Consider the following 11,964-nt stretch of genomic DNA (forward strand, 5'->3'; position numbering starts at 1 on the left):
ATCAACGCCAGCCGCAAGGCCGCCCGCTTCGTCCGCTTCTGCGACGCGTTCAACATTCCGCTCGTGACGCTCGTCGACGTGCCGGGCTTCCTGCCGGGTACGACCCAGGAGTACGGCGGCGTCATCACGCACGGTGCGAAGCTGCTCTTCGCCTACTGCGAGGCGACGGTGCCGAAGATCACCGTAACGCTGCGCAAGGCCTACGGCGGTGCCTACATCGTCATGTCGTCGAAGCACATCCGCGGCGACATCAACTACGCATGGCCGACGGCCGAGATCGCCGTGATGGGTGCCAGCGGCGCCGTTGAAGTGCTCTACGGCAAGGAGCTCAAGGAGCTGGCCGAGAAGCCCGAGGAGAAGGCCGCATTCATCGCCGAGAAGGAGAAGGAGTACAACGACAAGTTCTCGAACCCCTACAACGCCGCCCGCTACGGCTACATCGACGATGTGATCGAGCCGCGCAACACGCGCTTCCGCATCATCCGCGCCCTGCAGTCGCTCTCGACCAAGCGCCTGCAGAACCCGCCCAAGAAGCATTCGAATATTCCTCTGTAACGGATCGGAACCATGAGAATGTTATCAGCAATGGATTGGGGCTGGTCCGAGGTGCTGTGGGTTGCACTCATCAGCATCTGCCTGGTGTTCTTCGTACTGGTGCTGCTGGTATGGATCATGAAGCTCTTTGGCTTCGTCTTCATCCGGCGTCAGCAGAGCGAGGCCGCCGACAAACGCATCGTGCCGGGCCAGATTCACGAGGAGGAGATCGCCGCCATCGCAACGGCGCTCCGCCTCTACAAGGGAGAACTGCACGACAGGGAGTCCGAGGTGCTGACGATCATGAGCATCAAGCGCGCATACTCGCCCTGGAACTCTAAAATTCACGGTTTAACACAGATGCCTAACAGAAAATAAGCATTCAGAATACAATGAAAAACTACTCGTTCAAAATCAACGGACAGAATTACGACGTGCAGATCGACGAGGTGAACGAAGCCTCGACGATGGCGCATGTGACGGTCAACGGCACGGCGTATGAGGTCGAAATCGCCGGCGCCAAGGGCTCGGTCGTGTCGCGTCCCCAGGTGGCCCCCGCACCCAAGGAGGCCAACAGTGCCATAATTACCCCTTCGACGGCGGCTCCTTCGCCACGTCTGTCGGCCGTGGCTCCCTCGACGGGCTATGCGGTCAAGTGCCCGCTGCCGGGTACGGTGCTGGCCGTGAAGGTCAACGTCGGCGACAAGGTGACCATGGGCCAGACGCTCGTCGTGCTCGAAGCCATGAAGATGGAGAACAACATCGACGCCGACCGCGCCGGTGTCGTCAAGCAGGTCTTCGTGCAGCAGGGCGCGACGGTCATGGAGGGTGACGATTTAATCATCATTGAATAACGCCATGTCCATGCTGCTGACCTCGAATGCCGACTTCGTAGGGGAGAGCCTGCTGAAATTCGTCGATTCCACGGGTATCGCCGGCTTCTTCTCCTCCATGGGGTGGGGAAGTGTCGTGATGATTTTCGTCGCGTTCTTCCTGCTCTACCTCGCCATCCGCCACAAGTTCGAACCGCTGCTGCTCTTCACCATCGCGTTCGGCATGCTGCTGACGAACCTTCCGGGGGCGAACCTCTATCACACCGAGCTCTTCGCCGGAGGACACGTGCACTGGGACATCTTTGTCGCCAATGCCGGCCTGCTCGACTACCTCTACCTGGGAGTCAAGCTGGGTATCTACCCGTGTCTGATCTTCGTCGGCGTGGGCGCCATGACCGATTTCGGCCCGCTGATCGCCAATCCGAAGAGCTTTCTGCTGGGTGCCGCCGCACAGATCGGCATCTTTGTGACGTTCCTCGGCGCATACGCCCTGGGCTTCACGCCCGCACAGGCCGGTTCGATCGGCATCATCGGCGGTGCCGACGGCCCGACGGCCATCTACCTTACGTCGATGCTCTCGCCCGAGCTGCTCGGCCCGATCGCCGTGGCGGCCTACTCCTACATGGCCCTCGTGCCGGTGATCCAGCCGCCCATCATGCGGGCGCTGACCACCAGGAAGGAGCGGGCGATCCGCATGCGGACGCTGCGTCCCGTGTCGAAACTCGAGCGCATCCTCTTCCCGCTCATCATCGCCGTCATCATCGCGCTGCTGCTGCCGAGCGCCGCGCCGCTGATCGGCTGCCTCATGCTGGGCAACCTGATGAAGGAGTGCGGCGTGGTGGACCGTCTGTCGAAGACCGTGCAGAACGAGCTGATGAATATCGTGGTGATCTTCCTGGGTCTCACGGTGGGTGCCACGGCCACGGCCGAGGCGTTCCTGAACCTCCGCACGCTGGGTATTCTGGTGCTGGGCGTCATCGCCTTCGCACTCGGCACGGCGGGCGGCGTGCTGCTGGCCAAGTTCATGAACCTCTTCGCCAAGGAGGGCAACAAGATCAACCCGCTGATCGGTTCCGCAGGCGTGTCGGCCGTGCCGATGGCCGCCCGTGTCTCGCAGACCGAAGGTCAGCGCGAGAATCCCGGCAACTACCTGCTGATGCACGCCATGGGCCCGAACGTGGCCGGCGTCGTCGGCTCGGCCGTTGCGGCTGGTATCCTGCTCTCGTTCCTCGGTTAGAAGGGGCGGTTGTCAAGAAAGGGGAGAGACGGAATTTTCCGGCTCTCCCTTTTTGTGTGCCGATCGCGCGGCGGTTCTCCGGCGGTTCTTCGGCAGTTCTTCGACAGTTCTTTGGCAGCTCCCCGGCGGTTCTTCGGTGATTTCACGGCGGCGATCCTGCGGTTTCCCTGCGGTTTTCCTGTGGCATTCCGAACCCTGCCGGTATTTTGCTGCGTCTCTGCGCTTTTCCCCTCTGCGCTCTTGCTGCCTCCCTCTTCCCGTCAGCGCTCTTTTCGTCTTCCTCTTTTCGTCTGCACTCTTTCCATCTGCGCTCTTGCTGTCTCCCTCTTTCCGCCCGCCGCGCGTATCCGCTGCGCCGCGCGGTCCGGACCCCGAAACGGCTGTCCTTGCGGCACTTTCCGTCAAAAATTCTGCAATAAATCTTTTGCGGATTTGTTATCTGAAATTTTTTTCGTACTTTTGCGCACCCGTAAAGTGCGGGAAAAGGATTACAACAAGTTAAACTTAAACGTAACACACAGTGGATTCATTAAGCTACAAGACTATCTCGGCCAATGCATCGACGGTGACCAAGGAGTGGGTCGTCATCGACGCTACGAACGAGGTATTGGGACGTCTTGCTTCGCAGATCGCCAAGATCCTCCGCGGCAAGAACAAGCCCAGCTACACGCCCCACGTGGATTGCGGTGACTACGTCATCGTCATCAACGCGGAGAAGGTGAAGCTCACGGGCAAGAAGATGACCGACAAGGTCTACACGCGTCACACCGGGTATCCCGGCGGCCAGCGCTTCGCCACGCCTGCCGACTACCTGGCCAAGAAACCGACTTTCCTCATCGAGAAAGCCGTAAAGGGCATGCTTCCGAAGACCCGCCTGGGCGACAAGCTGCTCATGAACCTGAAGGTTTACGCCGGTGCCGAGCATCCGCACGCCGCGCAGAACCCGAAGACCATTAAGTTAAACGAGATCAAGTAAGAGTTATGGAAGTTGTAAACACCGTAGGTCGTCGTAAGGCCGCTGTGGCTCGCGTATTCGTGAAGCCGGGTAATGGTCAGATTACAATCAACCACAAGGAGCTTGCAGCCTATTTCCCGCTCGAGATTCTCCAGTTCCAGGTCAAGCAGCCGCTGCTGGCCACGAACACCGTGGAGAGCTATGACATCACCATCAACCTCGATGGCGGTGGCATCAAGGGCCAGGCTGAAGCCGCTCGTCTGGGTATCGCACGTGCACTGTGCGAGATCGACGCCGAGATGCGTCCGGTGCTGAAGAAGGCCGGATTCCTCACGCGTGATCCCCGCGAGGTTGAGCGTAAGAAGCCCGGACAGCCCGGAGCACGTCGCAAGTTCCAGTTCAGCAAGCGTTAATCGCACGCACGACCGGATTTTCGGCAAGTACGGCGTCGGTTTCCAAATCGGAAGGACTACTTATTATATTATATATGTATTACCGCCCGGTTGCCGCGCCGCGGAAAACCTCCCGGGACCGGAGGACCCGCTACCCGGAGGGTTGAAGTAAAGAGATTAAACAACAACAAACAGATTGAATTAACATGTCACGTACAGATTTCAATACATTATTGGAGGCCGGTGCGCACTTCGGTCACCTGAAGCGCAAGTGGAACCCGAAAATGGCTCCCTACATCTTTATGGAGAAGAACGGCATCCACATCATCGACCTGCACAAGACCGTGCTGAAGATCGACGAGGCAGCCGCTGCCATCAAGCAGATCGCCAAGAGCGGCCGCCGCGTACTGTTCGTCGCCACGAAGAAGCAGGCCAAGGACATCGTTGCCGAAAAGGTGGCAGCCGTAGGTATGCCCTACGTTACCGAGCGTTGGGCCGGCGGCATGCTGACAAACTTCCCCACCATACGTAAAGCCGTCAAGAAGATGGCGACCATCGACAAGATGACCGCCGACGGCACTTTCGACAACTTCTCCAAGCGCGAGAAACTCCAGATCGCCCGCCAGCGTGCGAAGCTCGAGAAGAACCTCGGTTCGATCGCCGACCTGACGCGCCTGCCGGCCGCCCTGTTCGTCGTGGACGTACAGAAGGAGGCCAACGCCGTCAAGGAGGCCAAGCGTTTGAGCATCCCCGTCTTTGCAATGGTAGACACTTGTTGTGATCCGACCGACATTGATTACGTTATCCCTGCAAATGACGACACGACGAAGTCGATCGCCGTGGTACTCGATGCCATGTGCGCCGCTATCGCCGAGGGTACCGAGGAGCGCAAGCTCGAGAAGGAGAAGGAGGCCCAGGAGGCCGAGGCTGCCGGTGAGGCTGCCAAGAAGGAGGCCAAGCCCCGCATCAAGAAGGCCGTGAAGGCTACCGTCGATGCCGAGGAGGAGGCCGTCAAGGAGGTCGTAGCCGCCGTGGAGACTCCCTATGAGGAGCCGGGTGTTGCGACCGCTGCCGAGGAAAAGGCAGAATAATTGTAACAGAGTTTTTCACAATAACCGAGAAACATACAAGACTATGGAAATCAAAGCTGCTGATGTAATGAAGCTCCGCAAGATGACCGGTGCCGGCATGATGGACTGCAAGAAAGCCCTGATGGAGGCCGAAGGCGACTATGCGCGTGCTCAGGACATTATCCGCGAGAAGGGCAAGCTCGTCGTTGCCAAGCGTGCCGACCGCACCGCTACCGAGGGTGTTGTCGTGACGAAGATCGTGGGCCAGAAGGCCTATATCCTCTGCCTCGCGTGCGAGACCGACTTCGTGGCACAGAACGCCGAGTATACGGCATCGGCCAACGCCATGCTGGAGGTTGCCGTGAAGAACGACGCCGCTGACCGCGATGCGCTGCTGGCCACGAAGAACGACGAGGGCCGCACCGTCGAGGAGATGGTGACCGAGAAGTCGGGTCAGACGGGTGAGAAGATCGAGCTGGCATACTATGCCCGCATCGAGGCTCCCTTCTGCGATGCCTATGTGCACTTCAACAAGAAGCTCGGCACGATCCTCGGCTTCAACAAGGAGGTTCCCGCCGAGGTGGCACACGCCGTTGCCATGCAGGCTACGGCCATGGCTCCGGTTTCGATCGACGTGGACGACTGCCCGGCCGATGTCGTGGCTCACGAGCGTCAGATCGCCATCGAGGCCATGAAGCAGGACCCGAAGAACGCCAACAAGCCGGAGGAGATTCTTGCGAAGATCGCCGAGGGCAAGATGCGCAAGTTCTTCGAGGAGAGCACGCTGCTCAACCAGCTCGTCGTCGGCGAGAAGGAGACGATCCGCGACTTCATCCACAAGGCCGACAAGGAGGCCACGGTGGTTGCCTACAAGCGTTTCGCGCTGGGCGAGTAATCCCGAACCGTCACGGCCGTCAGGCCGCGCAATAGAAGACCCGAACCGCGTAGTTCGGGTCTTTTTTTGTGGTTGTCGGGCCTGCGACTGTGGTTGTCGGGCGTGTGTCTCTGGTTGTCGGGTCCGCATCTGTGGCTGTTCGGGCTGTTCCGGGACGAATGGTAGTTTTTGTCGGAGTGCCGTGTCCGCAGCCGGGGTGGAAGGGACTTCTACCGGGGCGGAAGGGGACCTCTGCCGGGAGTGTCGGGTCGGCGGCCGGAGCAAAGAGGGCTTTTGCCGGGGAGCCGTGTCCGTAACCGGGGCGGAAGGGGACCTCTGCCGGGAGCGTCGGGCCCGCGGCCGGCGGTTCTGGGGGCAGGGTTGCCCGGCGCCCGGGCGGGTCAGCGGATGCCGAGGTGCCAGATGACGCGGAGGATGAAGTGCCGCAGCCCTTCGGGCAGCGCGAGCCAGCCGTGCGAGAGCCGCTGCCAGCGTTTGCCGTCGCAGGGGAGGATGCGTCCCGAGGGGCGGATGACCTGCACGACACGGCCGGCGATGTCGGCGCGCGCACACTCCTCGCGGAGGCGGTAGTTGCCGTCGCCCGCAATCAGGAACCGGTCACCGCGCCGTGCCAGGATGCGGTGGAGTACGTGGCGTCCCTTGTAGCGGAAGAGCACGACATCGTCCCGCTGCGGCTCCTCGCCTGCACCGTAGGCGCGCACGACGACATGGTCCCTGTCGTTGCGCAGCAGCGGCCGCATGCTGTGGCCCTTCATGCGGATTTGCACGGGCTGGCCCTCGGCGAGCATCGCCTCGACCTGCTCGAAAAAGAGTTCGTTGGGCAGCTGCATGGTCATCGGAGGGTTTCGTCGGGGAAGACCGTCGCGCAGGCCAGCCGGGCCGCTTCGGCATCGGGCAGGCATTCGAGGTGGTAGACTGGCACGCGGCGGATGAGTTGCGAGATGATTTCGCAGATGCGGTCCTGCAACTGCTCGTCGCGGGCGAAGGCCGGGGGAGCCGAGGGGAGCAGGGCGCCGAGCGCTTCGAGGGTCCGCAGGCGCCGGATGGCGTTGTGCGGCGCCTGCGAGAGCCGCACGATGCCCGCGATGGGGAGCTCCTCGTTGCGGTAGCAGGGGGTCTTGCCGCTCCACGGCGAGCCGCAGACGTGCGCTTCGCCGTCGAGGATACGGACGATGGGGCTGTCGTCGTTCAGCAGCCGCGCTCCGGCGATGTGTTCGCGCCACAGCCGCGTGTGGGTGCTCTTGCCCGTGCCGGACTCCCCGAGGAAGAGGACGCCGCGGCCCTGCCGGGCGATCACCGAGGAGTGGAACGCCGCACTGCGGTGGCGCAGGGCCGCGAGGTTGAACATCGTCCAGAGCCCGAAGCGCAGCAGCGCCGGGTTGTGGGCGCGGGTGTAGTCGGTCGTGACGTCGGGCGCATCGAACCGCTTGCGGAAGCGGGCCGGGGCCGAGCCGTCGCGCGGCGTCATCTCGAGCAGGTAGCCTGCGGCGTCGCTGCCGAAGCGGCAGTCGGCGTCGGCATCGGCGAAATCGAAGCTGTCCAGTTCGCGGTAGTCGGCCTGCGCGGGCGGGCAGATGCCCGGGCAGAGCCGCAGGTCGGGCGTGGTGTCCGGTGTCTCCGGAGTGTCTGCGCCGGGGGCGGTGCCGCAGAGGATGCCGGCAGTCCCGCAGCGGGGGCGGTCGGCGGCAAAGGGTTCGAGCGCCCGGGCGAAGTGTCCGCCCGGAAGGGTGTCGGGCAGTTCGATCGGAATGCCCGCGACGGTGTATTTCAGGTATTTCATTCTTCTCCGAGTGTGATGATGCGGTTGCAGTATTCGAGCGACGAGGCGCGGTGGGCAATCACGACAATCGTCAGCCCCGCGTGTTGTGCGGCGATGGCGGCGATGGCGCGGTTGATCTCCTCCTCGGTGCGGTTGTCGAGCGCCGAGGTCGCCTCGTCGAAGAAGAGGACGTCCGACGCCCTGTAGAGGGCCCGGGCGATGCCGATGCGCTGGCGCTGCCCGCCCGAGAGGCGGCATCCGCACTCCCCGATGGGGGTGTCGATGCCCTGCGGCAGCGAGGCGATGAAGTCGCCCAGCCGTGCCGCCTCGAGCGCCTCGAGCGCCCGCGTGCGGTCGATTTCCGCGGAGGGTGTGCCGAGGGCGACATTCTCGGCGAAGGTGCCGTCGCAGAGAAAGAGGTTCTGCGAGACATAGCCGATGCGGTTCTGCCAGGCGCGGCGGTTGGCCGGCGTGAGGGGCGTGCCGTCGATTGTGATCTCGCCCGCCGTCGGGGTGTAGAGCCCCAGCAGCAGGTTGAAGAGCGTCGTCTTGCCCGAGCCCGAGGCGCCGCGGATGCCGACCCGCTCGCCCTTGCGGATTGTGAGCGAGAGCCCCTCGAAGAGCGTGCGGTCGCCGTCCTCGAAGCGGAACGAGAGGTCGCGCACGGCGATTTCGTGCTCGAAGGGCAGCTTGTCGGTCGTGCGGCGTTCGGCCTCGGCGTTCGGAAGCTCCTGCCCGGCCGTGTGGGCTTCGCGCAGGATGTCGATCGTGTAGCGGTTGTAGCGGATCGTGGTCCACGACGAGAGGATGCCCCGCACGGAGGGCATGAGCCGCAGCGCCGCCACGGCGAAGACGCCGAAGAGCAGCTGCATGTGGCTGCCGTGCCCGATGCCGAAGCCGACGAGCAGTGCCATGCCGAGCGCCAGGGCGATCTCGGTGAAGGCCGGCGGCAGCAGCCCGATGGCCGTCTCGCGCAGGCGCGTGCGCACGACCTCGTCCATGGCGCGGTCGAACGAGCGGAGCATCTGCGGGAAAGCGGCGTTGATCTCGATGTCGGCATAGCCGCGGAAGGTCTCGACCACCAGGCGCGACTTCTCGCGCTGTGCGCGGTTCTCCTCCTCGCCGTAGCGGTTGATGCGGTTGCGGATCAGCCCGTAGTAGAGCCACGTGCCGGGCAGGAAGACCGCAACGGCGAGCCCCGCGGCGAGCGGCGCGTAGATCGCCAGCGCCGTGAAGAGCAGCACGAAGAGCATTGCCTCGGCGGCGATGGCGGCGGCGGGCTTGAGCACCCCGGCCGTGAAGGCGAGGCAGACGACGTTGACGTTGCGGGCCAGCACGGCGGAGTTCGAGCGCTTGATGAAGCCCAGGCCGCGGTCGTGGTAGGTGATGTAGAGCCGCCGCGAGAGCGTGCGGTAGAGGTCGTAGATGTAGCGCCGCTCGGCGCGTGCGAGCACGAGGTTCAGCAGCGATTTGAGGACGATGACGGCGACGACGCCCCCGCAGACGGCCAGGGCGAAGCCGCGGGGCGACGCGATGCCCGAGAGGGCGTAGGCGCGGGCGAGGGGACCGCTGCCTTCGAGGCTCGACGGATCGAGCACCAGCACCAGCACGGGCAGCAGCACGGCCAGCCCCACGAGGTTGAGCAGTGCGCGCAGCAGCAGCGTCGCGGCGACGCGCAGCCCGCGGCGGCGGAACGGCGGCGGGATGATGTCGGCGATGCGTGCGCCGGGACGTTCGTTCGGTTTGTTATGCTTCATCGGTTACTTTTTCGATATTTCCGCGTTTCACGTACCAGAGGTATCCCGCGACGTCGGTGTAGCCCATCTGCCGCAGCAGGTCGCAGTATTCGCCGATCTGGCGGCGGTGGCTCTCCTTCTCCCGGAGGCCGAACTTGTAGTCGACGACGACGGCTCTGCGCCCGGCGGTCATCACGCGGTCGGGACGCCGGATCGTGCGGCTGCCGGGGCCGTTGCCGGCCGGGATGACGATTTCGTGTTCGTTGCGCACGCGCTGCCACCCGCCGCCGAACCATTCGCGCACGACGGGGTGCTCGAGCGCCCGGGCGATTGCCGCGCGCAGGACCGGCGCCTCGGCCTCGGAGAGCGTGCCGTCGGCCGTCATGCGCTCCACGGCGCGGCGGATCTGCTCCTCGTCGTCGGCATGCTCGAAGGCGCGGTGCATCAGGATGCCGAAGTTGCGCGGCGAGAGCTCCGCCTCGTCCTCCTCCTCGAAGTAGCGCTGCGAGGGGAGCCGCAGCCGCAGGTCGGCCTGCGAGGTGGGGTAGTGCTCCAGCACGGCGTGTTCCGTTCTGGCCGCCTGCTCCTTTTTCGGGGGCTCGGGCCCCGTGAACTCGCCGAACTCGAAGCGCTCGCCCCGCTCCGTGCTGCTGCAGCGCCCTTCGAGCCCGTCGAGCAGGGCGCGTCCGCCCTCCGTCGGGATGCTCTGCCGCAGCAGTCCGCCCACCGTGCGGGCGCTGCGCTGCGGCAGGAAGACGTGGAGCGACTCCCGGGCGCGCGTGAGCGCCACGTAGAGCAGGTTGATGTTGTCGACATGGGCGTAGACCTTCTCGCGGTAGTACTCCTCCGAGAAGCCCGATTCGGCCATCGACTGCCGGAACCGCACGGGCACGCACCCCGCATCGGAGCCGTCGCCGCGGGCCGCCGCCCAGACGATGTTCGAGACGCCGTTTGTCTTGGGATCGAGCTGCCACGAACAGTAGGGGATCAGCACGACGCTCTTTTCGAGCCCCTTGGCCTTGTGTATGGTCGTGATCTCGACGGCCGAGGCCGAGGCCTCGACGCTCAGGGAGCGGCCGCTGCCCGTCTCGTCCCACCACTGGAGCCAGAGCGGGATGTCGGCGATCTTCGACGAGCAGAAGGCGATGATCTGCTCGTGCACGGCCTGCAGGTAGGCCGTCTGGCGCCGGTCGCCGGCGATGTCGTGGCGCATGACGATGCGTTCGAACGCCTCCTCGGGCGAGAGCAGGCGGATCGAGCGGAAGAAGGTGCGCTCCTCGTCGTCGAGCGGGCGGTCGAAGGCCCGGCCGAGGTAGTGGTTGTAGACGGCGCGGTGGAGCGTGTCGTCGGGGTTGAGCGCCAGACGCAGCGCCGCGGCGATGAACGAGGCCGCGGGGGCATTGCCCACGACGAGCGCCTCCTGCGTCATGACGTCGAAGCGGTAGCGCTCCTCGGTGTTGCGGCGCTTGAACTCCAGCAGCTCGGCGGCGACCTTCGCGCCGTCCGTCGCCCCGCGCACGAGGATCATGATCTGCCCCGGGCGGAACCCGCGGTCGAGCAGCTCGCAGATGCGCTCGACGACGGGCGGGCGCTCGTCGAAGGTCTCGACCGAGACGTAGCCCGGGTGTGTGCCGGTCAGGCGCGGCTGCTGCGCATGGTTGCGGTAGGCCTCCGAGAGGGTGTCCGTAAGTTCGGCGGCCGTCTGCGGCGGGAGGTCGGCCCGGGCGGCGGCTTCGGCCAGGCTGCGGTTCAGCTCGTCGTTGTCGCTGCGGACGATGCGCCCGATGATGCGGTTGTTGAACTCCACGACCACGGGCAGGCTGCGGTAGTTCTCCTGCAGGGCGACGACCTGCGTGTCGGCCGCCCCGAGCGCCTCGCGGGCCGCGCCGTGCAGCAGACGCCAGTCGCCGCCGCGCCAGCGGTAGATCGACTGCTTGATGTCGCCGACGAGCAGCACCGCGGTCTCGTCCGGCGCGGCCTGCGCCATGGCGTTGCGCAGCAGCGGCAGGAAGTTTTCCCACTCCTTGACCGACGTGTCCTGGAACTCGTCGATCATGAAGCGGTCGAAGCGGTTGCCGACCTTCTCGTAGATGAACGGCGCGTCGTTGTGGCCGATGAACTCCGAGAGGACGTATTTCGTTTCGGAGAGGAGCATCGTGTTCTGCTCGTCGCAGAGCTGCTGCACGCGCGTGTAGAGGTCCGAGAGCAGGGCGAAGCTGCGGTAGTTCTCGCGCAGCAGCCCGCAGGTGTTCCATAGCCGGACGTTGCTGTCGTAGAGCTCGCACAGGCGGCGCAGCAGGGGTTGCAGCTGCTGTCGGAGGCGCTGCGACGGCGTCCCCGTCTTGCCCCAGCGCGCATCGTCCGTGCAGGCCGCCTCGACGCGGCTGCCGTAGCGGTCGGTCGAACCGCCGGCCACGGCGTAGAACCACGCGGCAAAGCCCTTCTCCCTGTAGGGAAAGTCGGCGACGGTGCACCCCGCGGCGGCGATTATCCCGACGGCCTCCGCGGCCGTGCGGCGCAGCTCCTCGCGGCTGCGGGCCGCCTCGGCGCCCA

At 64.6% G+C, this 11,964-nt stretch carries 12 protein-coding genes; 8 read left to right on the forward strand and 4 right to left on the reverse strand.

Annotation, left to right across the window (positions count from 1 at the left end; all coding sequences use genetic code 11):
- From Q1Y33_RS03055 to tsf, 8 genes are all read left to right on the forward strand, one after another.
- Positions 1-555, forward strand: a 555-nt coding sequence (locus Q1Y33_RS03055) for a carboxyl transferase domain-containing protein (RefSeq protein WP_300798152.1), incomplete at its 5' end; no start/stop codon positions are given.
- 12 nt (positions 556-567) lie between these two features.
- Entirely contained in the window at positions 568-912 is a 345-nt protein-coding gene (locus tag Q1Y33_RS03060) for a hypothetical protein (protein WP_300798155.1), read from the forward strand.
- Positions 913-926: 14 nt separating this feature from the next.
- Positions 927-1,388 (forward strand): biotin/lipoyl-containing protein, encoded by a 462-nt coding sequence (locus Q1Y33_RS03065; protein WP_300798157.1) that lies wholly within the window; start codon positions 927-929, stop codon positions 1,386-1,388.
- A 10-nt stretch (positions 1,389-1,398) separates the two neighbouring features.
- Entirely contained in the window at positions 1,399-2,604 is a 1,206-nt protein-coding gene (locus Q1Y33_RS03070; protein ID WP_300798176.1) for a sodium ion-translocating decarboxylase subunit beta, read from the forward strand.
- 520 nt (positions 2,605-3,124) lie between these two features.
- Positions 3,125-3,580, forward strand: coding sequence for a 50S ribosomal protein L13 (gene rplM, locus Q1Y33_RS03075; RefSeq protein WP_300798159.1), 456 nt, complete (start codon positions 3,125-3,127; stop codon positions 3,578-3,580).
- Between the two features lie 5 nt (positions 3,581-3,585).
- Entirely contained in the window at positions 3,586-3,972 is a 387-nt protein-coding gene (gene rpsI, locus Q1Y33_RS03080; protein WP_300798162.1) for a 30S ribosomal protein S9, read from the forward strand.
- 185 nt (positions 3,973-4,157) lie between these two features.
- Positions 4,158-5,042, forward strand: coding sequence for a 30S ribosomal protein S2 (rpsB, locus tag Q1Y33_RS03085; protein ID WP_300798164.1), 885 nt, complete (start codon positions 4,158-4,160; stop codon positions 5,040-5,042).
- Between the two features lie 43 nt (positions 5,043-5,085).
- Positions 5,086-5,916 (forward strand): translation elongation factor Ts, encoded by an 831-nt coding sequence (gene tsf / locus Q1Y33_RS03090; protein ID WP_300798166.1) that lies wholly within the window; start codon positions 5,086-5,088, stop codon positions 5,914-5,916.
- A 380-nt stretch (positions 5,917-6,296) separates the two neighbouring features.
- Here tsf and Q1Y33_RS03095 read toward each other — a convergent pair whose 3' ends face one another.
- The 4 genes from Q1Y33_RS03095 to Q1Y33_RS03110 all read right to left on the reverse strand — a co-directional run.
- The gene (locus Q1Y33_RS03095; protein ID WP_300798168.1) at positions 6,297-6,746 is read right to left on the reverse strand and encodes a S24/S26 family peptidase; all 450 of its coding nucleotides are present in this window, start codon (positions 6,744-6,746) and stop codon (positions 6,297-6,299) included.
- 2 nt (positions 6,747-6,748) lie between these two features.
- Positions 6,749-7,696, reverse strand: coding sequence for a hypothetical protein (locus tag Q1Y33_RS03100; RefSeq protein ID WP_300798170.1), 948 nt, complete (start codon positions 7,694-7,696; stop codon positions 6,749-6,751).
- Complete coding sequence (locus Q1Y33_RS03105; RefSeq protein ID WP_300798172.1) at positions 7,693-9,432, reverse strand: ABC transporter ATP-binding protein; 1,740 nt, start codon at positions 9,430-9,432, stop codon at positions 7,693-7,695. Before Q1Y33_RS03105 ends, Q1Y33_RS03100 begins: the two co-directional genes overlap by 4 nt.
- The coding region (locus Q1Y33_RS03110; protein ID WP_300798174.1) for a UvrD-helicase domain-containing protein at positions 9,422-11,964 on the reverse strand (2,543 nt) is incomplete at its 5' end. The genes Q1Y33_RS03110 and Q1Y33_RS03105, both read right to left, overlap by 11 nt.

Origin of the sequence: uncultured Alistipes sp. (assembly GCF_949296715.1) — a bacterium.
Taxonomy (GTDB): Bacteria; Bacteroidota; Bacteroidia; order Bacteroidales; family Rikenellaceae; genus Alistipes.

Coding starts and splice junctions, on each gene's coding strand:
- Q1Y33_RS03060 (WP_300798155.1), top strand. CDS start 568: ATGAGAATGTTATCAGCAATGGATTGGGGCTGGTCCGAGGTGCTGTGG.
- Q1Y33_RS03065 (WP_300798157.1), top strand. CDS start 927: ATGAAAAACTACTCGTTCAAAATCAACGGACAGAATTACGACGTGCAG.
- Q1Y33_RS03070 (WP_300798176.1), top strand. CDS start 1,399: ATGCTGCTGACCTCGAATGCCGACTTCGTAGGGGAGAGCCTGCTGAAA.
- rpsI (WP_300798162.1), top strand. CDS start 3,586: ATGGAAGTTGTAAACACCGTAGGTCGTCGTAAGGCCGCTGTGGCTCGC.
- rpsB (WP_300798164.1), top strand. CDS start 4,158: ATGTCACGTACAGATTTCAATACATTATTGGAGGCCGGTGCGCACTTC.
- tsf (WP_300798166.1), top strand. CDS start 5,086: ATGGAAATCAAAGCTGCTGATGTAATGAAGCTCCGCAAGATGACCGGT.
- Q1Y33_RS03095 (WP_300798168.1), bottom strand. CDS start 6,746: ATGCAGCTGCCCAACGAACTCTTTTTCGAGCAGGTCGAGGCGATGCTC.
- Q1Y33_RS03100 (WP_300798170.1), bottom strand. CDS start 7,696: ATGAAATACCTGAAATACACCGTCGCGGGCATTCCGATCGAACTGCCC.
- Q1Y33_RS03105 (WP_300798172.1), bottom strand. CDS start 9,432: ATGAAGCATAACAAACCGAACGAACGTCCCGGCGCACGCATCGCCGAC.